Genomic DNA, 22160 nt, shown 5'->3' with positions numbered 1-22160 from the left:
GGCCGTTCGGGGCCCGCCGTCCACACGAAAGGACAGGTAAAGGCGGGCATCGGGGAGCTTGTGATATCTTTCACGAGCAGGAGGAAGCACCGCCTGAAACCTGGGCGAGTATTGACAACTCAGCTACGGAGCACCGATGCAGACCAACGACGTCCGGCTTCTCAAAGCCGCCGCGATCCCCGCAGTCGCGGTGGGCGCGCTCGTCGTCGCCGTCTGCGCGGTGGTCAGCGGAGTGCCCGGCCTGCTCGGCGCGCTCATCGGCACCGCGCTCGTGCTGGTCTTCTTCTCCATCAGCGTCTTCGCCCTCGGCTACGCCTCCCGCATCTCGCCCACCTTCATGATGGCCGCCGCGATGGGGACCTATCTCGTCAAGGCGCTCGCCCTGATCCTGGCGCTGTCCTCGCTCGAAGGCGTGACCGCGTGGAGCCCCAAGGCCTTCACCTGGGCGGTCATCGTCTGCACCGTGATGTGGACGCTCGCGGAGGCCCGGGCGGTCGTGAAGCTGAAGATGCTCTACGTCGACCCTGAGGGCAAAGTCCCCGGACACTACGGGGACAAAAAGTGACCAGGCCCCGGGTGGAGAGCCGAAGCGGCTGGCCCGATATGACTAGTCAGAAGCAACCCTGCTATTGTCGCGTGCGCGATGTGCTTGCCGGCGGACGGCCTGTGGAGTTTCCGTGAAGCGGTTCCCGCCCCATCGCAGCACACATCTGCCTGCTCCTCCCGGTGACTCGCCAACCAGCGGCGAAGCCGAAGACAAGATCTTGATTCATCTCGACGAAGGGAACGCCGAGTGACCGCCGCGCTGACGCCTCTCGCCTCAGAGGAGTTCCAAGCCCCGGGGCTCGGCCTGTTCGACTGGCCGCCGCTCGTCGAGGGGGTGGCCTGGTTCAACAAGCCGGCCCTTCTGGCGCTGATCACCATGCTGCTCGCCATCGTCCTGGCCTACGCCGCTTTCTCCCGGCCCAAGCTGGTGCCCAAGGGCGTCCAGAACCTGGGCGAGATGGCCTACGAGTTCGCCCGGGAGCAGATCGCCCGGCCGTTCCTCGGCAAGGACAGCGACCGGTGGATGCCGCTGATCTTCAGCCTGTTCATCTTCGTGCTGATCGCCAACCTGTTCGGCTCTGTGATCTTCATCCAGTTCCCGTTCATGTCGATCATCGGCTACCCGGCGATCCTGGCCATCGGCGTCTTCCTGCTGGTCACCTACCTGGGCATCAAGCACCAGGGCCCGGTCGGCTACTTCAAGAACATGATGTTCCCGCCCGGCCTGCCCAAGTGGATCTACGTCCTGGTCGCGCCGATCGAGTTCATCTCGACCTTCATCCTCCGGCACGTCACCCACGCGTTGCGACTCTTCGCCACGATGATGGCCGGCCACCTCATCCTCGCGCTCTTCTCCGAGGTCGGCTGGCACTTCCTGTTCGTCAACCTGACCCCGGCCGGCGCCATCGTCGGCGTGCTCGGCGTGGCGATGACCATCGTCATGACCGCGTTCGAGCTCTTCATCCAGGCGCTGCAGGCTTACGTGTTCGCGCTGCTGACGGCGATGTTCATCAGCACGTCGCTGCACGCCGAGCACTGATCCGACCAACGCCACACAAGCTCCGGTGAATGAGTCTCACCGGTCGACAGAAAAGGAACCAAGGGAAATGACTGGAAGCCTTGCCGCCATCGGTTACGGTCTCGCCGCGATCGGCCCCGGCATCGGCGTGGGCATCATCTTCGGTAACGGTGTGCAGGCCATCGCCCGCAACCCCGAGGCCTACCCGATCATCCGCACCAACATGATGCTCGGCTTCGTCTTCACCGAGGCGCTGGCCCTCATCGGCATCGCCCTCGGCTTCGTCTGGGCGGGCTGACCTAGCATTCTGACGAAAGGGCAGCACCAATGAGTCTGTATCTCGCGGCGGACGGGGCCAACAACCCCCTCATTCCGCACACCTCCGAGATGGTCGTCGGTGGCTTCGCGTTCCTGTTCGTCCTGTTCTTCGTTGGCAAGCTGCTCGTTCCGAAGATCCAGAAGGCCATGGACGAGCGCACTGAGGCCATCGTCGGTGGCCTGAGGAAGGCAGAAGAGGCCCAGGCCCACGCTGCCGAGCTGCAGCGGCAGTACAACGAGCAGCTCAAGGAGGCGCGTGCGGAAGCTGCTCGCCTCCGTGAGGACGCCCGGGAACAGGCGGCGCAGCTCAAGGTCGAACTCCGCGAGGAGGCGCAGACCGAGGCCCGCCGCATCATCGAGGCCGCGCACGCGCAGATCGAGGCCGACCGCCAGCAGGCGTTCGCCCAGCTCCGCACGGAGATCGGTCGCCTGTCGACCGACCTGGCCGGCCGCATCGTGGGCGAGTCCCTCGACGACGAGGCCCGGCAGCGCCGTACCATCGACCGCTTCCTGGACGAGCTCGAGGGCTCTGCGCAGGCGGTGCGCTGATGCGTGGTCTGAGCAGAGCCTCTCTGGCCGAGGTCGAGGAGCGCTTCAACGCGATCGCCGGATCGGCCGATCTGGGCCGCCTGGCCGAGGAACTCGACTCGGTCGCGGACCTGCTCGACCGTGAGCACGGCCTGCGGCGCGCGGTCTCGGACCCGGCCCGTCCGGCCGACCAGAAGACGCAGGTCGTCCGCGGCCTGCTGCAGGGCAAGATCAGCGACGCCGGTCTGGAGACCGTGGCCGCCGCCGTGGCGGCCAAGTGGTCGCGCCCCGGCGACCTGGCCGACGCCCTGGAGCGGCTGAGCATCTCGGCTTCGGCCGCGGAGGCGGAGTCGCTGCGGCGTATCGACGAGGTGGAGGACGAGCTCTTCCGCTTCGGCCGCATCGTCGCCGCCAACCCCGCGCTCCGGCGCGCGCTGAGCGACCCGTCCGTGCCCGAAGAGGGCAAGCAGGAGCTGCTGCGCGGCCTCCTGGACGGGAAGGTCGCACCGACCACCCTCCGGCTCGTGACCCAGGCGGTCGTGCATCCGAGAGGACGTAGCCTGGAAGGTGCGCTGGAGGAGATCGGCCAGCTCGTGGCCGAGCAACGCCAGCGTCTGGTGGCGGTCGTGCGCAGCGCCGTCGAGCTCACCGAGGAGCAGAAGCGGCGCCTCAGCGCGTGGCTGCGCGACTCCTACGGTCGTGACGTGCACCTGAACACTGAGGTGGACCCACGGGTGCTGGGTGGATTCTCGGTCCGCATTGGTGACGAGGTCATCGACAGCACCATCCTGGGACGAATCGAAGATGTCCGCCGCCGGTTGGCCGGCTAGGCGAATTTAGGAGACTGAAGAGAGATGGCGGAGCTTACGATCCGGCCGGATGAGATCCGGGACGCGCTTGAGCGCTTCGTCCAGGCGTACGAACCGGAAGGCGCCGCGCGCGAGGAGATCGGGACCGTCGTCGACGCTGGCGACGGTATCGCCCACGTCTCCGGACTGCCCTCGGCGATGGCCAACGAGCTGCTCGAGTTCGAGGACGGCACGCGCGGTCTGGCCCTGAACCTCGACCCCCGCGAGATCGGCGTCGTCGTCCTCGGCGACTTCAGCCGGATCGAGGAGGGCCAGACGGTGCGCCGCACGGGCGAGGTCCTGTCCGTGCCGGTCGGCGACAACTTCCTCGGCCGCGTGGTCGACCCCCTGGGCAACCCCCTCGACGGCAAGGGCGCCATCGAGTCCGAGGGCCTTCGCGCCCTCGAACTGCAGGCCCCCTCCGTCGTTCAGCGCCAGCCGGTGAAGGAGTCCCTCGCCACCGGCATCAAGGCGATCGACGCCATGACCGCCATCGGCCGTGGTCAGCGTCAGCTGATCATCGGTGACCGTGGCACCGGCAAGACCGCGATCGCCGTGGACACGATCCTCAACCAGCGCGAGAACTGGCTCTCGGGCGACCCGAGCAAGCAGGTCCGCTGCGTCTACGTCGCGGTCGGCCAGAAGGGCTCGACGATCGCGCAGGTCCGTGGCCGCCTGGAGGAGGCGGGCGCGATGGAGTACACCACCATCGTCGCCGCTCCGGCCTCCGACGCCGCGGGCTTCAAGTACCTCGCCCCCTACACCGGTTCTGCCATCGGCCAGCACTGGATGTACCAGGGCAAGCACGTCCTGATCGTCTTCGACGACCTGACCAAGCAGGCCGACGCCTACCGCGCGGTCTCGCTGCTGCTGCGCCGCCCGCCGGGCCGTGAGGCCTTCCCCGGCGACGTCTTCTACTTGCACTCCCGCCTGCTGGAGCGCTGCGCCAAGCTCTCCGACGACATGGGCGCGGGCTCGATGACCGGTCTGCCGATCATCGAGACCAAGGGCAACGACGTCTCGGCGTTCATCCCGACCAACGTCATCTCCATCACCGACGGCCAGGTCTTCCTCGAGACCGACCTGTTCAACGCCGGTGTCCGCCCCGCCATCAACGTCGGTATCTCGGTCTCCCGAGTCGGTGGTTCCGCGCAGAGCAAGGCGATGCGCAAGGTCGCCGGCACGCTCCGTCTGGCCCTGTCCCAGTACCGTGACCTGGAGGCCTTCGCGGCCTTCGCCTCCGACCTCGACGCCGCCTCGCGCGCTCAGCTCGACCGCGGTCAGCGTCTGGTGGAGCTGCTCAAGCAGCCGCAGTACTCCCCGTTCTCCCTGGAGCGCGAGGTCGTCTCGGTCTGGGCCGGCACCACCGGTGAGCTGGACGAGGTCCCGCTCGAGGACGTGCGCCGCTTCGAGGCCGAGTTCCTCGACTACATCGGCAGCGCCCAGAAGGGCATCTTCGACACCATCCGCGAGACGCGTGAGCTCTCCGACGACACGGTGACCGCCCTCAAGGGCGCCATCACCGAGTTCAAGAAGGGCTTCACCACCTCCGCGGGCGAGCTCCTGATCCAGGACGAGCCGGTCGCGCCGCTGGGCGCGGACGAGGTCGGCCAGGAGAAGATCCAGAAGGTCGTCCGCCCGGGCGAGAAGAAGTAGGCCATGGGCGCTCAGCTAAGGCTGCTGCGGCGGCGGATCTCCTCGGTCAAGTCGACCGCGAAGATCACGCGCGCCCAGGAGCTCATCGCCTCCTCGCGGATCGTGAAGGCGCAGCAGCGGATGCAGGCGGCGCTGCCGTACGAGCGCGAGATCACCCGCGCCGTCACCGGCGTCGTCAGCAACACCGTTGCCGTCACCCATCCGCTGACCGTGGCGAAGGAGAACCCGGTCAAGGCCGGCGTCCTCATCGTCACCAGTGACCGCGGCTTCTGTGGCGGTTTCAACGCGAACGTGCTGCGTGAGGCCGAGGCGCTGAAGGGGCTGCTTAAGTCCCGCGGCGTCGAGGCCGTGCCGTTCGTGGTGGGCCGCAAGGGCATCACGTGGCACAGCTTCCGCGGTCGGACCACGGCCGGCGAGTGGGACGGGTTCTCCGACAACCCGTCCTACCTCAACGCCAAGGACATCGCCTCGACGCTGATCGACTCCTTCAAGGACGACAACGGCATCGACGAGATCCACATCGTCTCGACCGAGTTCGTCTCGATGCTGACGCAGGACGTGGTGGTCAAGCGCGTGCTGCCGCTCGAGGTCGAGGAGGCCGAGGCCACCGAGGCCACGGCCATCCCTCCCTACTTCGAGTTCGAGCCGAGCGCCGACGAGGTGCTGGAGACGCTGCTCCCGCGTTACGTGGAGTCGCGCATCTTCAGCGCGCTGCTCCAGTCGGCCGCCTCGGAGCACGCGGCGCGTCGCCGGGCCATGAAGTCGGCGACCGACAACGCCAACGAGCTCGTCCGGGTCTTCACCCAGGAGATGAACAAGGCTCGTCAGGCCGAGATCACCCAGGAAATCAGCGAGATCGTCGGTGGCGCCAACGCGCTGGCTGACGCCGCAGCGGGGAAAGAGTGAAATGACTGCAGAGACTGTTGAGACCACGACTGGCACGGGCCGAGTCGCTCGCGTCACGGGTCCCGTCGTCGACGTGGAGTTCTCCGCCGAGACGATGCCCGAGATCTACAACGCCCTGAAGGTGGACGTCGTCCTCGGCGGGGAGTCCAAGACGCTGACCATGGAGGTCGCGCAGCACCTGGGTGACAACCTGGTCCGCGCCATCTCGATGCAGCCGACCGACGGCCTGGTCCGCGGCGCGGCCGTGACCGACACCGGCAGCCCGATCTCGGTGCCCGTCGGCGACGTCGTCAAGGGCCACGTGTGGAACGCGCTGGGCGAGTCGCTCGACGTGCCCACCGCCACCCTGAAGGTCGAGGAGCGCTGGGGCATCCACCGCCCGAGCCCGGCCTTCGACCAGCTCGAGTCCCGCACCGAGATGCTGCCCACCGGCATCAAGGTCATCGACCTGCTCACCCCGTACGTCAAGGGTGGCAAGATCGGTCTGTTCGGTGGCGCCGGCGTCGGCAAGACCGTTCTGATCCAGGAGATGATCCGCCGAGTCGCGCTGAAGTTCTCCGGCACCTCGTGCTTCGCGGGCGTCGGCGAGCGGACCCGTGAGGGCAACGACCTCTGGCTGGAGATGGAGGAGGCCGGCGTTCTCAAGGACACCGCCCTCGTCTTCGGCCAGATGGACGAGCCGCCGGGCACCCGGCTGCGCGTCGCGCTCTCCGCGCTGACCATGGCGGAGTACTTCCGTGACGTGCAGAAGCAGGACGTGCTTCTGTTCATCGACAACATCTTCCGCTTCACCCAGGCCGGTTCCGAGGTCTCCACCCTCCTCGGTCGTATGCCGTCCGCCGTGGGTTACCAGCCCACGCTGGCCGACGAGATGGGTGTGCTCCAGGAGCGCATCACCTCGACGCGTGGTCACTCGATCACCTCCATGCAGGCGATCTACGTGCCCGCGGACGACATCACCGACCCGGCGCCGCACAACGCCTTCGCCCACCTCGACGCTCAGACGGTTCTGTCCCGTCCGATCTCCGAGAAGGGCATCTACCCGGCGGTGGACCCGCTCGACTCCTCCTCCCGCATCCTCGACCCCACCGTGGTGGGCGAGGAGCACTACCGGGTGGCCCAGGAGACCAAGCGGATCCTGCAGAAGTACCGCGAGCTCCAGGACATCATCGCGATCCTCGGTATCGACGAGCTGTCCGAGGAGGACAAGGTCACCGTCAACCGGGCCCGCCGGATCGAGCGCTTCCTGTCGCACCCGATGTACGCCGCCGAGGCGTTCACCGGCCAGCCGGGTGAGTTCGTGCCGCTGGACGAGACCATCGCCTCGTTCAAGGGTCTGTGCGAGGGCAACTACGACCACCTGCCCGAGCAGGCGTTCTTCATGGTCGGTGGCATCGAGCAGGCCGAGGCCAAGGCCAAGGAACTTCAGCGCTAGGTCGGCTTCTGGGATGCCGGCGAGCCCGGCATCCCACTCTGATCGGAAAGGAACCTGCAAGTGGCCAAGCTGCAAGTAGGTGTCGTCTCACCTGAGCGTGAGATCTGGTCGGGCGAGGCCGACATGGTGATTGCCAAGACCGTGGACGGCGAGATCGGTATCCTTCCGCAGCATGCACCTGTTCTCGGCGTTCTCGTCGAGGGCGGGGTGCTGCGCGTGAAGCGCGACGGCGAGGACGACCTCGTCGCCGCGGTTCACGGGGGCTTCCTCTCCGTGGCCAACAACGAGGTGTCCGTGCTCGCCGAGGTGGCCGAGCTCGGTTCCGAGGTGGACGTGGCAGCAGCTCGCGACGCGCTCGCGCGTGCGCAGGCCGCGGTCGAGGCCAGCCAGGACGACGCGGACGCGGCGGTAGAGGCCAAGCGTGCCCGGGCCCGGCTGCGTGCCGCGGGCGAAGAGGTCTGATTCCGAAAGGGCGGCGATGACGGCAGCACTGATTCTCCTGAGTTGTGTGCTGCTGGTCGCCGCCCTCGTCGTTTTCCGTGGGTTCACGCTCTCGCGTTCGCGCGGCAGCGTGCCCTGTCGCCTTCGGGTCGGCACGCACGGCTGGCGCAGCGGGGTAGCCCGGTACGCTGACGGCGAGCTCCACTGGATCCCGCTCATGGGCCTGCGGTTGAGACCGCGCCACGCTATCGCGAGGCGCGGTCTCGTCGTTTCCGGGCGCCGCCAGCTCGAGGACGGGCTGTGGGCGGTGGACTGCGGCGGGGTCTCGCTGGCGATGAGCCACGACGCGCTCACCGGGTTCCTCGCCTGGCTGGAGTCGGCCCCGCCCGGGGCTTACCTAGACGTCTCCTGAGTTTTCCAGCCCCCGGTACGGCTAGCGCGTGCCGCCCGGCTTCCAGAGGATCTCCGAGCCGTCGTGGGCCACGCGGCACAGGATGAACAGCAGGTCCGACAGCCGGTTGAGGTACTTCGCGGTGAGCGGGTTCGTGTCGTCGTGCGCCTCGAGTGCCGCCCACGCGCTGCGTTCGGCCCGCCGTACCGTCACCCGGGCCAGGTGCAGGTGCGCGGTGGCCGGGTCGCCGCCGGGCAGGATGAAGCTGCGCAGCGGCTTGAGCGAGGCGTTGAAGTGGTCACACTGCGCCTCCAGCCATTCGACATAGGACGGCTCCACCCGCAGCGGCGGGAACTCGGGCTCGGCCACCACGGGGGTCGCCAGGTCGGCGCCGAGGTCGAAGAGCTCGTTCTGGATCCGCACCAGCACCGCGCTGAGCTCCGCCGGCAGCGTTCCATAGGCCAGGGCGATGCCTATGTGCGCGTTGGCCTCCTCGACGTCGGCGTAGGCGGCCAGCCGGGTGTCGAGCTTGGACACGCGGCTCATGTCGCTCAGCGCCGTGGTGCCGTCGTCGCCGGTGCGGGTGTAGATGCGGGAGAGGACGACGGGCTTGTCCTTGTCTGCTCGGGTCATGGCGACAAGGATCTCACACGCCGATATTAAAGAAGTTAGTCTTAATATCGGCCAACGGGGTGTCGATGTCGTAGAGCTGCGCGTCGACGTGGTTGAGCGCGTGCCGTACCGCGCCCAGGACCACGGCCTGGTCGCCGAGCGCCGAGACGGTCAGCGCGGGCGGCTGGAGGCAGAGCGGGTCGAGGTGGCGGCGCAGCGGTTCGAGCAGCACGTCGCCGGAGCGGGAGACGCCGCCGCCGAGCACGACCAGGTCCGGGTCCAGGGTCAGCACCAGCGCGGCGATGCCCTCGGCTAGGTCGTGGGCGTACTGCTCGACCGCCCAGCGCGCGGCCGGCTCCCCGGCGCGGGCGTCGGCGAAGACGAGCCCGGCGGTGTCCTCGGGTGCGGTGCCGGGCGGCAGGCCGGGGTAGGCGTTCAGGTGCGAGGGGGCGCGGTGCCAGCCGACCAGGGGGAGCGCGCCGATCTCGCCCGCGCCGCCGTGGCCGCCGCGGTGCAGCTTGCCGCCGATGAGGATCCCGGCGCCGGTGCGGACCCCCGACAGCACGAAGGCGACGTCGGAGACGCCGCGGGCCTCGCCGTGCCAGCCTTCGGCCAGGGCGGCGAGGTTGCAGTCGTTCTCCACCAGGACCGGGCAGGAGTAGTGCCGGCGGAGCTCGCCGGCCAGGTCGAGGCCGGTCCACTCGGGCAGGCCGTACGACAGCCGGACCACGCCGCCGGCGGTGACGACGCCCGTGGTGCCCGCGCAGACGGCGGCCAGGTCGCGCGCGTCGAGACCGCTCGCGGCCAGGGCGCCCTCAGCGGTCGCGTGCAGGACGGCCAGCCGCTCGGCCCGGCCGGCGGCGGCCGAGACGCGCTCGGTGTGCCGGGCGACCTCCGCCCCGTCCAGGTCGGCGACGGTGGCCCGGATGCTGTAGGAGCCGACGTCGATGCCCAGCACGTGCCCGGCCTCGCCGCGGAAGGCGACCAGCCGGGCCGGGCGGCCCATCTGCCCGGTCTCGGGCGGCAGTTCCTTGACCCAGCCCGCGGCGAGCAGCTCCTCCACCAGGCTCTCCACCGTCGGCCGGGAGAGCGCGGCCCGCCTGGCCAGGTCGGTCAGGCCGATCGGGCCCTGCCCGCGCAGCGCGCGCAGGGTCGTGCTCAGGTTGATCCGGCGCAGGCGCGAGGTGTCGCCGCCGCGAATCGTCATCCATCCCCCTTGACCGGCCTGGTGTGAGAGAAATACAAACACTCTTCATTAGTAACCCGCAACTCGGGACACCCGGATGACAAATGTCATCGCGGAAGGACGCACGATCCATGCCCGGGCGGTGATTCGCGTGTCTACCTGGCCGGTCCGGAAAACCGGACGATGGATCCATGACGACAGCGATCGAGGTGACCGGCCTCCGCCAGTCGTACGGCGCGTTCGAAGCCGTGCGGGGGGTCAGTTTCGAGGTGGGCCGGGGCGAGTTGTTCGCGCTGCTGGGCACGAACGGCGCGGGCAAGACCACGACGATGGAGGTGCTCGCCGGGTACGCCAAGGCGAGCGCCGGCCAGGTGCGGGTGCTGGGCCTCGACCCGATCGCCGAACGGCGCAGGCTGCGGCCGAAGGTGTCGATCATGGTGCAGGAGGCCGGCTTCCTGGGCGATCTGACCGTGGCCGAGACGGTCGCGCTGTGGCGGGGGATGTGCCTCGACGCCGGGCGGGAGCCGATCAAGGCCGACCCGCTGGAGCTGGTGCAGCTCAAGCCGAAGGCCAAGACCCGCGTGAAGCAGCTCTCCGGCGGCCAGCGCAGGCGGCTGGACCTGGCGCTCGCGGTGCTGAGCCGGCCGGAGGTGCTCTTCCTGGACGAGCCGACCACGGGCATGGACCCGGAGGCCCGGCAGGTGACGTGGGAGATCATCCGGGACGTGCGCGAGCAGGGCGCGACGGTGTTGCTCACCACGCACTACCTGGAGGAGGCCGAGCGGCTGGCCGACCGGCTGGCGATCATGCACGAGGGCGTGATCCACGTGCACGGCACGGTGGACGAGGTGGTGGCCACGACCGGCGACCGGATCCGGTTCCGCCTGCCGTACGACGGGGTGGACCTGCCGGTGCTGGAGGGCGAGCGGCCGGAGCTGCGCGAGCGGACGGCCACCTACAAGGTCGAGAAGGGCACGCACGCGGCGATGCGGCGGCTGCTCGACTGGGCCGACGGGCACGGCCTGACCCTGGAGAGGCTCGAGGTGCGGCCCGGCACGCTCGACGACGTGTTCCTGCGAGTGGCCAAGGAGAGCGCTCGATGAAGACCGATGTGCTGCACGCGGTACGGCTGGCCCGCACCGACCTGAAGCTCCTGGGCCGCAACTTCACCGCCCTGTTCAACGCGGTGATCCTGCCGCTGCTGTTCGGCGCCATGTTCTCGCTGACCGCCCCCGACGCCACCTTCGTGCTGACCGGCCTGCCGGGCGTGATGCTGGCCTTCGCGGTCTTCCTGAACCTGGTGAACACCTTCACCGCCCGCCGCGAGGAACTGGTGCTGAAGCGGCTGCGCGGCGGCCAGGGCTCGGCGCTGGCGATCTTCGGCGGGGCCGGCCTGGCCGCGTTCGCGGTCTTCGCCTTCCAGGTGGTGCTCCTGGCGATCTGGATCGACCGCACCGGCGGCGGGCTGCCGGCGAACATCCCGGTGATGCTGGGCGGCGCGGTGCTCGGCGTGGCGGTCTTCTCGCTGCTGGCCGCGGCCTTCTCCGGGATCACGCCGACCGCCGAGTCGGTGCAGGTGGCGGTGCTGCCGCCGCTAATGGTGATGATCTTCGCGTCGCCTCTGGTCGTCCCGCTGAGCGCGATGCCGGACGCGCTGGCGGTGTTCGCCCGGATGGTGCCGGCCACGCCGGTCATCGAGATCATGCGCGCCGGGTACACCGGAGAGCTGACGAGCGGTTTGTGGCTCTATGTCGGTATTCTGGGCGTCTGGTTGATCATCGGCGCTGCACTGGCCAAATGGCTCTTCCGCTGGGACCCCCGGCACAGCTGACCCCCGACAGACGACTGAGGATGAGGACGGATGCTGGAGATAACCGGACTGCGCAAGCAGTTCCCGGGTGGGAAGGTCGCGCTCGACGGCGTGGGCTTCGAAGTGCGCCCGGGTGAGATGTACGGCTTCGTGGGCGCCAACGGAGCGGGCAAGACCACCACCATGCGGATCGTGATGGGCGTGCTGCAGGCCGACGCGGGCCAGGTCGCCTGGCACGGGCGGGTGCTGGACGCCGAGGTACGCAAGCGCATCGGCTACATGCCGGAGGAGCGCGGCCTCTACCAGAAGATGAAGGTCGCCGAGCAGATCGAGTACTTCGGCCGGCTGCACGGCCTCAGCGTCGCCGAGGCGCGCAAGGCCTCCGACGACCTGATCGAGCGCCTGGGCCTGACCGAGCGGCGCGGCGACGAGGTGGAGAAGCTCTCGCTCGGCAACCAGCAGCGGGTGCAGCTCGCGGTCGCGCTGGTGCACGACCCCGAGGTGCTGATCCTGGACGAGCCCTTCTCCGGGCTCGACCCGATCGCGGTGGACGCCCTGGTGACGGTGCTGCAGGCCCGCGCCAGGGGCGGCGTCCCGGTGATCTTCTCCAGCCACCAGCTCGAACTGGTCGAGCGGCTGTGCGACTCGGTCGGCATCGTCTCGGCCGGGCGCATGGTGGCCACCGGCCCGGTCGAGGAGCTGCGCAACGCGGCCGGTTCGGCGCTGCGGGTCGTGGTGCGCGGCGCCGCCCCCGGCTGGGCCGACGGCCTGGAGGGCCGGCTCAGCGCCGACGGCGACCGCGAGACGTTGCTCGTCGCGGCGGGCGGCGACGACCAGGAAGTCCTGCGCCGCGCCATGAAGGCGGGCCGGGTCGAGCACTTCGGCGTCGAGCGCCGCTCGCTCACCGAGATCTTCAAGGAGGCCGTGGCATGAGCCTGACCACCGTGTGGCTGGTCGCCAAGCGCGAGGTGACCCTCACCCTGCGGGCCCGCGCCTTCAAGATCGGCCTGTTCATCACCGCCCTGCTGGTCGGCGCGGCGGCCTTCGCCCCGACGCTGCTCGGCGGGCCCGACGAGTACAAGATCGGCCTGGTCAACTCCAAGCAGCTCCCGATGGCCCAGGCCGTGCCGGACGCCAAGTGGGACTGGGTGACCTTCCCCGACCGCGCCGCCGCCACCAAGGCCGTGCTGGACGGCGACGTGGACGTGGCGCTGGTCGACGACAACAAGATCCTCAGCGACGGCGAGGTCGACAGCAAGCTCGGCGTGATGCTGCAGAGCGTCAACCGCGAGACCAAGCTGGGTGCCGCCGGGGTGAACGTCCCGCCGCTGGCGGTGGAGTCGGTCGGCGCCGACACGCGCTACCAGGGCGCCCGCATGGGCATCGCCTTCCTCTTCGTGATCGTGCTGTTCGGCCTGGTCATCCAGTCCGCCACCGCGGTGGCGATGGGCGTGGTCGAGGAGAAGGGCAGCCGGATCGTGGAGATCCTGCTCGCCTCGCTGCGCCCCTGGCAACTGCTGACCGGCAAGGTGCTGGGCATGGGACTGGTCGGCCTGATCAACATGGCGGTCGTGCTGGTGGTCGGCCTCGGCGCGGCGGTCGCCTCGGGCTTCGCCGCCGACTTCCCGCCGGGCATGCCGGGGGTCATCGCCGGCGTGCTGGTCTGGTTCGTGCTGGGCTACGCCTTCTTCGCCACCTTCGCCGCCTCGCTGGGCTCGCTGGTCTCCCGGCAGGAGGAGGTCCAGAACGTGCTCGGCCCGATGATGATGACCATCATGATCACCTACGGCTTCTCCTTCTACGCCGCCGGCGACCCGACCTCGACGCTGGCGACCATCGTCTCGATGATCCCGCCGCTGTCGTCGATGGTGATGCCGGTCCGGATGGCCGCCACGACCGTGCCGTTCTGGGAGGTCGGCCTGTCGATGGCCTTCATGGTCCTCGCCGTGGCCGCCATGGCCGCGCTCGGCTCCCGCGTCTACGAGCGGGCCGTGACCCGCACCGGCGCGCGGGTCAACCTGCTCAGCGTGCTGCGCGAGCGGTAGATGGACCCGATCGCGCGGGCGCAGCGCACCACCGGCCGGATGCTCAACGCGGGAGTCTGGCTGATCTGGTTGATCGTGGCCGTCAGCATGCTGGCCCGCGAGCGGATCGACTGGTGGCGCGTGGTGCCCGCGTTGATCGCCGTCGCGGCGTTCACCTGGCTCGGGTTGCGGATCACCCGGGCCATGGTCGAGCGCCGCTACCCGGTGCGCGAGGTGGTCGCCTCGGGGGCGGTGGCGGTGGCGGGCACGGTGCTGGGCGGCGGCGAGCCGTTCGGGTTCGGCTTCCTGCTCCTGGCCTGGGTCTCGCTGGCCGCCGTCGGCGTCACCAAGCGCACCGCCATCGCCCTGGTCGCCGGCGCCTTCGCCGTCTCGGCGGTGCTGGCGTGGTTCCTGCCGAGCCCGGGGGCCGGCGGGTTCGGGTACGTGGGGATGATGGTGTGGTCCCTGATCATGTGCGTCTCGCTGCCGATCGGCAACCGGGTCTGGATCTGGATCTGGACCCTCGCCGTCCAGGCGCACGAGGGCCAGGAGGCCAAGGCCCAGCTCGCCGTGGCCGAGGAGCGCCTGCGCTTCGCCCGCGACCTGCACGACCTGGTGGGCCACCAGCTCTCGGCCATCGCGGTCAAGACCGAGCTCGCGGTACGGCTGTCGCGAGCCGGCCGGCCCGAGGCGGGCGACGAGCTGTCGGAGGTGCACCAGCTCACCCGGCAGGCGCTGAAGGAACTGCGCGAGGCGGTCCGGGGCTATCGCGAGCTCGACCTCACCTCCGAGCTGCACGGCGTGCGCGGGGTGCTGGAGGCGGCGGGGGTGGCCTGCGAGTTGCGCCTGCCGTACCGGGAACTGCCGGAGCGGGTGGCGCCCGTCTTCGCCTACGCGGTGCGGGAGGCGGCGACCAACGTGCTCAAGCACAGCGAGGCCACCCGGTGCTCGATCACGCTGCGCTTCAGCGTGGACGAGGCGGTGCTGGAGGTGCGCAACAACGGCGTCTCCCGCAAGCCCGCCGAGGACCTGGGCAGCGGCCTGCGGGGGATGGCCGAGCGGCTCGAACCGCTGGGCGGGACGGTGAAGGCCGAACCGGACGGGGGCTGGTTCGTGCTCACCGCGCGGGTGCCGCTCCGGGAGGGGCCATGAATAGCCCTCGCCGACCGGGGTAGGTCTCCGAAGCGGGCCATGCACGACTCCCTGCAGTGATGAGCGGCCTGGTCAAGGAGGTGGCATGCGCGTCAGGAGGATTCCGGAGGCCCAGGTGGTCCTGGTTGGGTCACGGCTCGACGCGGGGACCGTCGCGGGGGTGCGGCCGCGGTTGCACGAGGCGGTCGACTCCGGGGACGGTGATCTCGTCGTCGATCTGTCCGAGCTGGAGATGATCGACGCCACCGGGCTGGGAGTGCTCGTCGGCACGCATCGGCGCGCCCAGGGCGCGCATCGTCACCTCGTGCTCCGCAACGTGCCGCCGAGGATCATGCGGGTGCTGGCGGTGACCCGGCTGAACCGGGTGCTCCGCGTCGAGGCGCCGCGCGCCAAGGTGGCCTGAGAGCGGCTCAGCGGTCCTCGGGCCGGCCGTTCAGCCTGGCCAGGGTCTGCGGGCTCTGCGCCTCCAGCCAGTCGGTGAGCTGCTCGAAGGAGACGCACTTCACCCCCTCCCGCACGCAGGCTCGTTCCATGAGCGTGATGAGCGCCCGCATGTAGATGCCGCCGTTCCAGCTCTCGAAGTGGTTGCCGATGAAGACCGGCGCCCGGTCGGTGCGCCGCGCGTGCTCGACGGCGTGCAGGTAGGCCTGGGTGGTCTGCCGCTCCCAGCGGTTCCACAGGTGCGGTTGCCCGGTGCGGGCGCCGCTGTGGACGGCGAAGAAGTTGTAGTCCATGCCCAGCACGCTCTTGCCGGTGCTCGGCACGGTGATGCTCGGCAGCGGGTACTGCCACAGCCCGGCCCGCCGCCGCGGCCAGTTCACCCGGCCGGTGCCGGAGGCGTCGTAGCGCCAGCCGTAGGCGCGGAAGGCCTTGAACATCGCCTCCCGGTCGCCCTCCAGGCAGGGCGTGCGCCCGCCCTTGACCACGTCGCGGATGCGGAAGGGCAGGTCGGGCCGGCCGGTGTGGCCGGAGTTGGCCCGCCAGTTCTCGACCATCGAGTAGAACTGCTCGATCTCGCTGCGCCAGTCGGCGGCCGACCAGCTCTTGACGCCGGTGGCGCCGCAGAAGTGGCCGTTGAAGTGGGTGCCGACCTCGTGGCCGGCCCGGTAGGCGGCGGTGAGCTCGGCGGCCTGCTCCTCGATGCGGCCGGGCCGCTGGAAGCCGATGTCGGAGCTGCCGCGCGGCCGTCCCGGCGGCCGGTAGAGCTCGCGGCGGCCGGCGGGCAGCAGGTACACCCCGGACAGGAAGAAGGTCAGGTGCGCGCCGGTCCGGCGGGCCGTTTCCCGGAAGACGGGGAACCAGCCCTGGTCGTCGACGCCGGCGCCGTCGAAGGAGATGACCACGAACTGCGGCGGGCGCTCGCCGGGCCGCAGCCGGCACCGGTCGAAGACCGCGGTGGAGCCCCCGGTCTCCGGACACCAGGAGCGCCCGGCCCGGGAGACGGGTCCCGGCGTCGCGGACGGCGGCGCCGGAGTTCGGGTCGCGGGCGCATTCTCGGTAATCACCGAACGGCTCGTGATTCCGAGCCGGTCGGTGAGGGGATCCGCGGTGACTTGACCGCAGGACACCGCGGGTAGAAGAAGTGAGATGCCGATTAGCGGTGTGATTGTCCCCCGAGTCACTCCGTCATGTAATCACACTCCGTAATCAGGAGCCTGGAATGACCTGCAGAAGATGTGGATGGCGACCTCGACGAGTTCCTCCACCGCGGGCGCCGGCTCTGCCAGCACCCATTCGATGAGTAGCTCCTGGAGTGCCCCGACCATCGCCAGCGCGAGCAGATGCCGGTGCGGGACCGAATACTGGCTCGTCTCGTCCTCTATCAACCTGGCGAACGCCTCGACCGCCCGTTGCCGGGCGCCGCTCAGGATGTCCCCTGACCTGCGAACTTCCAGGTGCATGATGCGGGCGCGGCGCGGATCCGCCGTTGTGAACTCGATATAGGCCCGTATTCCGGCCTTTATTCGGGCGTCCATTGTCGGGGCCGCATCCTGTAACGCTTTGGACACGGCCTCCAGGCTTTCCTCCATACACCGCTCGTGTATGGCGCGGAGCAGTTCCTCGCGGCCCCCGAAACACTCGTAGAAGGCGCGGTTGGAGATCCGCGCCTCCGAGCACAGCCGCTCGATGGTCGTGGCCGCGAAACCAGGCCTGGCATAGAGCGTGTATGCGGCTGTCATCAGCCGCTCCCGTCTGTCGGCCAGCCTTTGCTCAGCCGACATTCCCCGGTAAGACCGGTTCATTGCACCTCGTCCGAATGATCGTGAGCCCCCAGAACCCACAATTATGGACGGATGATCTTATTTGGGAAAGACCGGACAGATCACCTTTTGCGGCGGCCGTGGAGGAACGTGACAAGGCGGATCAACCGCTCCACTTCCGCCTCGCCCCGCGCGAAGGAGGTCAGGTTCATCCCCGGCATCCGGAAGCGCTGCCGTGAGATGGCCTTCGGCCGGGCGAACTCCCGCAGGCCGTCCGCGCCGTGGATGCGGCCGAAGCCCGACTCGCCGACCCCGCCGAAGGGCAGCGTGGGGATCGCGGCGAAGGAGATCACCGAGTTGATCGAGGTCATCCCGCTGCGCATCCGCCGGGCCAGCGCCATCGCGCGCCGCCGGTCGCCGGAGAAGATCGTCCCGGCCAGGCCGTACGCCGAGGCGTTGGCCAGCTCCAGCGCCTCGTCGGCGTCGCGGGTGCGGCGCACGGTGATCGTCGGGCCGAAGGTCTCCTCGCGCACGGCGGGGGAGTCCTCGGGCACCTCCTCGACGACGACCGGCTCCACGTAGGGGGCGTGCACCGACTCGGGGCCGCCGACGACCGCCCGGCCGCTCTTGGCCGCGTCGTCGATGTGCCGCTTGATGATGTCGAGCTGGCCGGGCATCGTGATCGGCCCGTACTCGCGGCCCGCCTTGAGCCCGGCGGCCTTGGCGGTCAGCAGCTTCATGAACGGCTCGTAGACGGCGTCGACCACGTAGGCCCGCTCGACGCCGACGCAGGTCTGCCCGGCGTTGGACATCGCGCCCCACACGCAGGCGTCGGCCGCCGCCTCCAGGTCGGCGTCGGCGTCGACGATGAAGGCGTCCTTGCCGCCGCACTCGGCCACGATCGGGGTCAGGTTCTCCGCGCAGGCGGCCATCACGCGCTTGGCCGTGGCGTAGGAGCCGGTGAAGGCGATCTTGCCCACCCGGGGGTCGCCGGCCAGGGCCGCGCCGGTCTCGCCCAGGCCGGTGACGGTCTGCAGGACCGGGTGCTCGGGCACCGACTCGCGGAAGAGCTCGGCCAGCCGCACGCCCACGCCGGGGGTGAGCTCGCTGGGCTTGAAGACGACCGCGTTGCCCGCGGCCAGGGCGTAGGCGATCGAGCCCGTCGGGGTGAAGACCGGGTAGTTCCACGGGCCGATGACGCCGACCACGCCGAGCGGCAGGTATTCGAGCGTCGCGGCCATGTTGAGGCCGATCATGCCGGTGGAGACGCGGCGCGGGCCGAGCACCTTGGGCGCGTGCCGGGCGGCCCAGTCGATGTGCGTGATGGCCAGCACGATCTCCAGCGTCGCGTCGCCGGTCGGCTTGCCGGTCTCCTCGTGCACGAGCGCGGCCAGCTCGCGCAGGTTGCGGGTGACGACCGCCTTGAAGTCGAGCAGCCGGCGGCGGCGCTCGGCGTGGCCGAGTCCGGCCCACCACTCGGCCGCCGTCACGGCCCGGCCGACCGCCTCGTGCACGGCCTCGGCGTCCTGCTTCGGGTGGCTGCCCACGACCTGGCCGGTGGCCGGGTTGAGCGAGTCGAAGGTGATGGTCGTCATGAATGTCACGATAGTCCGGTAACTCAGTGCTTACTAGAGCAACCCTCGGTCCATGGCCGTCGTGACCGCGGCCGTCCTGTCGGAGACGCCGAGCTTGCCGAAGACCCGCAGCAGATGCGTCTTGACCGTGGTCTCGCTGATGAACAGCTCGCGGCCGATGTCGGCGTTGGTCAGGCCCCGGGCCACCAGCCTCAGCACCTCCGCCTCGCGCGGCGTCAGCGACTCGGTCACCGGGGCGCGCATCCGGCTGACCAGCCGCGTCGCCACCGACGGCGACAGCACCGTCTCGCCCCGCACCGCCGAGCCGATGGCCGCCAGCAGGTCGGCGCGGCTGGTGTCCTTGAGCAGGTAGCCCGCCGCGCCCGCCTCGACCGCGCGCACGATGTCCTGGTCGGTCTCGTAGGTGGTCAGCACGATGATCCGGGCCCGGCCGCCGCCGGCCAGGATGCGACCGATCGCGCTCACCCCGTCGCCGCCGGGCATCCGCAGGTCCATCAGGATGACGTCCGGGTCGTACTCGGCCGCACGGACCACCGCCTCGTCGCCGGAGCCCGCCTCGCCGACCACCTCCAGGCCCGGCTCCGGCTCCAGCATGCCGCGCAGGCCCTGCCGTACCACGGGGTGGTCGTCGACGATGAGCAGCCGGACCGTCATGCGGGCACCTCCACGGTGAGCCTCGTCCCGCGGCCCGGCGTGCTGGCGACCTCCACCGAACCGCCCACCTGCTCCACCCGGCCGCGCATGGCCCGCAGACCATATCCCTCGGCGAGCGCCGGGTCGAACCCCCGCCCGTCGTCGGTCACCGTCAGGGCCACCTCGCGCGTGCCGTACCCGAGGGTGACCCGGACCCGCCCGGCGCCGGCGTGCTTGCGCACGTTGGCCAGCCCCTCCTGCAACGCCCGGATGAGCACGACCTCCGCCCCCGGCGGCAGCGCCCGCGTCTCGCCCTCGGTCGCGAACGCGGTGTCCGCGCCGGTCTCCTCACCGGTTCGGGCGGTGATCCGCCGCATCGACTCCAGCAGCGTGGAGGAGTCGAGCGGCGCGGGCGCGAGCGCCGCGACCAGCGCTCGCGCCTCGGCGAGGTTCTCTCTCGCGGTCTGTACGGCAAGCGGCACGTTCCGCCGCGGATCGGGCGCCTGCAGCAACATGATGATGCTGCTGAACCCCTGCGCCAAGGTGTCGTGGATCTCCCCGGCCAGCCGCTCGCGCTCGCCGCGCGCCCCCGCCTCGGCCGACAGCCGGGCCACCTCCGCCCGGCTCGACTCCAGCTCCGCGATGAGCTCGGCCCGCTCGCGGCTCTGGTCCCTGATGCGCTCCACCCAGACCCCGAAGACGCTGGAGAAGACGATCACGGTGGTCAGGATCACCAGCAGGTCGAACCACGCCTCCAGCGGCTCGTCCTGGCCCAGCCGCTGCAGCATCGGCATCGTGGCCAGCACCACCGGCCCGATCACCGCCCGGCGGGCCGGTAGCGCGATGAAGAACTGCGGGCACAGGCCGAACAGCGCGAACGTCGAGGCGGACAGCAGCAGCGCGGGCGGGGCGAACAGCACCGTCATGAGCACCAGGTAGACGACGCTGCGCGGGAGGTTCTCCGAGACGATCGCCGGCCGGCCCACGAACGCGTAGAGCGGGAGGATGGCCAGCAGGCAGCCGGCCACCACGAGCTGCTCACTCTGCGGCCGGTCGGAGAGCAGCACGTACCCCGAGGGCAGGACCAAGGAGAAGGCGAGCAGCACCTCCCAGCCCCACAGCCGCTCCCACGCGTGCGGTCCGGCGGAGCTCATCCGTCCCGCCTGCTCTTCCAGCGGAAGGTGATCAGGCACAGCACCAATCCTCCGACGACCCAGGCGCCCAGCACCAGAGCCACCCGCCCCAGTTCGTACGAACCGGTCATCTCCAGCGACTGGCCGCCCGGCCCGAGGATCACCGAGCGCACGCCCTGGCACATCCACTTGAGCGGGAAGATCGAGGACACGTTGACCAGCCAGGCGGGCAGCTCGGTGAAGGGGATGAACACTCCGGAGATGAACTGCAGCACCAGGAAGGGCAGCGTGACCACCGCCGAGGCGCTGCGCGCCGAGCGCGGCAGGCTGCTGATCGCGATGCCGAGCAGGCAGCCGGCCGCCAGGCCGAGGGTGAGCACCCAGCCGAGGGTCAGCCAGTCGGAGGGCAGTTCGAGCCCGTAGAGCAGCACCGCCACGGTGAGCAGCAGGACGAGCTCGCACACGCCCATCACCAGGACGCTGAGGATCTTGCCCAGGAAGTAGGAGGCGGGCGGCATCGGAGTGCCGGCCAGCCGCTTCAGCGTGCCGTCCTCCCGTTCCATCGCGATCGAGATGCCGAGGTTCTGGAAGCTGACCGCGAGCACGCCCGCGCCGATCATCCCGGCGGTGTACACCTCGGCGACGGTCACGCCGGTGCCGTCCCACTCGCCCTCGAAGACCGAGCCGAACAGCATGAGCAGCACCACGGGCAGGGAGAAGACGAAGATGACCTGCTCCCGCTCGCGGAAGAACTGCTTCAGCTCGTAGCCGGCCCGCACCAGGCCGAGGCGGGCGAAACCGGGCAGGGTGGTCTCGGTCATGACGCGTTCTCCTCGATCAGCCGCAGGTAGGTGTCCTCCAGGGTCGGCCTGGTCACCCGGAGCTCGGGGACCTCGCCGCCGTACCGCTCCATCAACCGCACCACCGTCTTCGCCGGCATGTCGGTCTCCTCGATGCCGTCCGCCCAGCTCACCGTGGCCTTGGCCGACGCCCGGCCGCCGAGCGTGCGCGGGTGCCCCTCGGCCACGACCCGACCGGCCGCGATCACCGCCACCCGGTCGGCCAGCGCCTCGGCCTCCTCCAGGTAGTGCGTGGTGAGCAGGATCGTGGTGTGCTCCAGGCTCCGGATGAGCTCCCAGAAGGTACGGCGAGCCTCAGGGTCGAAGCCGGTGGTCGGCTCGTCCAGGAAGAGCAGCTCGGGGTTGCCCACCACGCCGAGCGCCACGTCCACCCGCCTGCGCTGGCCGCCGGAGAGCTGGCGGATGCGCCGGTCGGCCTGCTCGGCCAGCCCGACCTGCTCGATCACCCGGTCGGGGTCGTTCGGGTTGGGGTAGTAGGTCGCGAAGTGCCGTACCACCTCGCGCACCGTCGCCTCGGGCACGTCCACCGAGTTCTGCAGGACGATGCCCAGCCTGCTGCGCCACCGCCTGGTCGCCTGCCGGGGGTCCACGCCCAGCACGCTCACCTCGCCGCCGTCGCGCGACCGGTGGCCCTCCAGGATCTCCACCGTGGTGGACTTGCCCGCGCCGTTCGGGCCGAGCAGGGCGAAGATCTCGCCCCTGCGGATCTCGAAGTCGACGCCCCTGACCGCTCTGACCTGACCGTAACTCCTGGTCAGGCCCTTCACTCGCACCGCTGTCTCCATGCCTCAAGCGTGCTCTCGGCAGCTTCGGCGCGGCACCATCGACGGATGGACCGAGGGGGTCCTCCGTTCGGAGGACCCGGCC

At 70.0% G+C, this 22160-nt stretch carries 25 protein-coding genes; 16 read left to right on the top strand and 9 right to left on the bottom strand.

Annotated elements, in window-relative coordinates:
• Positions 1-136: 136 nt before the first annotated feature.
• The 10 genes from ACIBG7_RS01390 (at position 137) to ACIBG7_RS01345 (ending at position 8108) form a co-directional block, all read left to right on the top strand.
• Entirely contained in the window at positions 137-565 is a 429-nt protein-coding gene (locus ACIBG7_RS01390) for a hypothetical protein (protein ID WP_357917564.1), read from the top strand.
• A 228-nt stretch (positions 566-793) separates the two neighbouring features.
• Positions 794-1585, top strand: a complete 792-nt coding sequence (atpB, locus tag ACIBG7_RS01385; protein WP_357917567.1) for a F0F1 ATP synthase subunit A — start codon at positions 794-796, stop codon at positions 1583-1585.
• A gap of 67 nt (positions 1586-1652) precedes the next feature.
• Positions 1653-1862 carry an ATP synthase F0 subunit C gene (gene atpE, locus ACIBG7_RS01380; RefSeq protein ID WP_357917570.1) on the top strand — a complete coding sequence of 70 codons (210 nt, stop codon included), beginning with the start codon at positions 1653-1655 and terminating at the stop codon, positions 1860-1862.
• 29 nt (positions 1863-1891) lie between these two features.
• Entirely contained in the window at positions 1892-2431 is a 540-nt protein-coding gene (locus ACIBG7_RS01375) for a F0F1 ATP synthase subunit B (RefSeq protein WP_357917573.1), read from the top strand.
• Positions 2431-3240 carry a F0F1 ATP synthase subunit delta gene (locus tag ACIBG7_RS01370; protein ID WP_357917576.1) on the top strand — a complete coding sequence of 270 codons (810 nt, stop codon included), beginning with the start codon at positions 2431-2433 and terminating at the stop codon, positions 3238-3240. The genes ACIBG7_RS01375 and ACIBG7_RS01370 overlap by 1 nt, the downstream gene beginning before the upstream one ends.
• 24 nt (positions 3241-3264) lie before the next feature.
• Complete coding sequence (atpA, locus tag ACIBG7_RS01365) at positions 3265-4914, top strand: F0F1 ATP synthase subunit alpha (RefSeq protein ID WP_357917579.1); 1650 nt, start codon at positions 3265-3267, stop codon at positions 4912-4914.
• A gap of 3 nt (positions 4915-4917) precedes the next feature.
• Positions 4918-5820, top strand: a complete 903-nt coding sequence (locus tag ACIBG7_RS01360; RefSeq protein WP_397334800.1) for a F0F1 ATP synthase subunit gamma — start codon at positions 4918-4920, stop codon at positions 5818-5820.
• Between the two features lies 1 nt (position 5821).
• Positions 5822-7255, top strand: coding sequence for a F0F1 ATP synthase subunit beta (atpD, locus tag ACIBG7_RS01355; RefSeq protein WP_357917583.1), 1434 nt, complete (start codon positions 5822-5824; stop codon positions 7253-7255).
• 60 nt (positions 7256-7315) lie between these two features.
• Positions 7316-7717 carry a F0F1 ATP synthase subunit epsilon gene (locus tag ACIBG7_RS01350; protein ID WP_357917586.1) on the top strand — a complete coding sequence of 134 codons (402 nt, stop codon included), beginning with the start codon at positions 7316-7318 and terminating at the stop codon, positions 7715-7717.
• A 16-nt stretch (positions 7718-7733) separates the two neighbouring features.
• The gene (locus ACIBG7_RS01345; protein ID WP_357917589.1) at positions 7734-8108 is read left to right on the top strand and encodes a DUF2550 domain-containing protein; all 375 of its coding nucleotides are present in this window, start codon (positions 7734-7736) and stop codon (positions 8106-8108) included.
• A gap of 21 nt (positions 8109-8129) precedes the next feature.
• Here the strand turns inward: ACIBG7_RS01345 and ACIBG7_RS01340 are convergent, their stop codons facing one another.
• Complete coding sequence (locus ACIBG7_RS01340; RefSeq protein WP_357917591.1) at positions 8130-8720, bottom strand: cob(I)yrinic acid a,c-diamide adenosyltransferase; 591 nt, start codon at positions 8718-8720, stop codon at positions 8130-8132.
• A 13-nt stretch (positions 8721-8733) separates the two neighbouring features.
• The gene (locus tag ACIBG7_RS01335) at positions 8734-9906 is read right to left on the bottom strand and encodes an ROK family protein (RefSeq protein ID WP_397334799.1); all 1173 of its coding nucleotides are present in this window, start codon (positions 9904-9906) and stop codon (positions 8734-8736) included.
• A gap of 170 nt (positions 9907-10076) precedes the next feature.
• Between ACIBG7_RS01335 and ACIBG7_RS01330 the strand changes: the two genes are divergently transcribed.
• The 6 genes from ACIBG7_RS01330 (at position 10077) to ACIBG7_RS01305 (ending at position 15274) form a co-directional block, all read left to right on the top strand.
• Entirely contained in the window at positions 10077-10988 is a 912-nt protein-coding gene (locus ACIBG7_RS01330) for an ATP-binding cassette domain-containing protein (protein ID WP_397334798.1), read from the top strand.
• Positions 10985-11716 carry an ABC transporter permease gene (locus ACIBG7_RS01325; protein WP_357917597.1) on the top strand — a complete coding sequence of 244 codons (732 nt, stop codon included), beginning with the start codon at positions 10985-10987 and terminating at the stop codon, positions 11714-11716. Before ACIBG7_RS01330 ends, ACIBG7_RS01325 begins: the two co-directional genes overlap by 4 nt.
• A 30-nt stretch (positions 11717-11746) precedes the next feature.
• Positions 11747-12628, top strand: coding sequence for an ABC transporter ATP-binding protein (locus ACIBG7_RS01320; RefSeq protein WP_397334795.1), 882 nt, complete (start codon positions 11747-11749; stop codon positions 12626-12628).
• Positions 12625-13740 (top strand): ABC transporter permease, encoded by a 1116-nt coding sequence (locus ACIBG7_RS01315; protein ID WP_397334794.1) that lies wholly within the window; start codon positions 12625-12627, stop codon positions 13738-13740. The genes ACIBG7_RS01320 and ACIBG7_RS01315 overlap by 4 nt, the downstream gene beginning before the upstream one ends.
• Entirely contained in the window at positions 13741-14871 is a 1131-nt protein-coding gene (locus ACIBG7_RS01310) for a sensor histidine kinase (RefSeq protein WP_397334792.1), read from the top strand.
• Positions 14872-14956: 85 nt separating this feature from the next.
• Positions 14957-15274 (top strand): STAS domain-containing protein, encoded by a 318-nt coding sequence (locus ACIBG7_RS01305; RefSeq protein WP_357917609.1) that lies wholly within the window; start codon positions 14957-14959, stop codon positions 15272-15274.
• A 7-nt stretch (positions 15275-15281) separates the two neighbouring features.
• Here the strand turns inward: ACIBG7_RS01305 and ACIBG7_RS01300 are convergent, their stop codons facing one another.
• The 7 genes from ACIBG7_RS01300 to ACIBG7_RS01270 all read right to left on the bottom strand — a co-directional run bounded on the left by ACIBG7_RS01300 (position 15282) and on the right by ACIBG7_RS01270 (position 22078).
• Positions 15282-16376: a hypothetical protein gene (locus ACIBG7_RS01300; RefSeq protein ID WP_397334790.1), complete on the bottom strand. Its 1095-nt coding sequence runs from the start codon at positions 16374-16376 to the stop codon at positions 15282-15284.
• A gap of 129 nt (positions 16377-16505) precedes the next feature.
• Positions 16506-17051, bottom strand: a complete 546-nt coding sequence (locus ACIBG7_RS01295) for a TetR/AcrR family transcriptional regulator (protein ID WP_357917615.1) — start codon at positions 17049-17051, stop codon at positions 16506-16508.
• Between the two features lie 143 nt (positions 17052-17194).
• Positions 17195-18667 (bottom strand): aldehyde dehydrogenase family protein, encoded by a 1473-nt coding sequence (locus ACIBG7_RS01290; RefSeq protein WP_397334789.1) that lies wholly within the window; start codon positions 18665-18667, stop codon positions 17195-17197.
• Positions 18668-18700: 33 nt separating this feature from the next.
• Positions 18701-19321, bottom strand: a complete 621-nt coding sequence (locus tag ACIBG7_RS01285) for a response regulator transcription factor (protein ID WP_357917622.1) — start codon at positions 19319-19321, stop codon at positions 18701-18703.
• Positions 19318-20493 (bottom strand): sensor histidine kinase, encoded by a 1176-nt coding sequence (locus ACIBG7_RS01280; RefSeq protein ID WP_397334788.1) that lies wholly within the window; start codon positions 20491-20493, stop codon positions 19318-19320. The genes ACIBG7_RS01285 and ACIBG7_RS01280 overlap by 4 nt, the downstream gene beginning before the upstream one ends.
• Positions 20451-21254 (bottom strand): ABC transporter permease, encoded by an 804-nt coding sequence (locus tag ACIBG7_RS01275; RefSeq protein ID WP_397334787.1) that lies wholly within the window; start codon positions 21252-21254, stop codon positions 20451-20453. The genes ACIBG7_RS01280 and ACIBG7_RS01275 overlap by 43 nt, the downstream gene beginning before the upstream one ends.
• Entirely contained in the window at positions 21251-22078 is an 828-nt protein-coding gene (locus tag ACIBG7_RS01270) for an ABC transporter ATP-binding protein (protein WP_357917630.1), read from the bottom strand. The genes ACIBG7_RS01275 and ACIBG7_RS01270 overlap by 4 nt, the downstream gene beginning before the upstream one ends.
• Positions 22079-22160: the final 82 nt, after the last annotated feature.

Origin of the sequence: Nonomuraea sp. NPDC050328, assembly GCF_044459405.1 — a bacterium.
Taxonomy (GTDB): Bacteria; Actinomycetota; Actinomycetes; order Streptosporangiales; family Streptosporangiaceae; genus Nonomuraea.
This window is presented reverse-complemented; position numbering and strand designations above follow the sequence as displayed.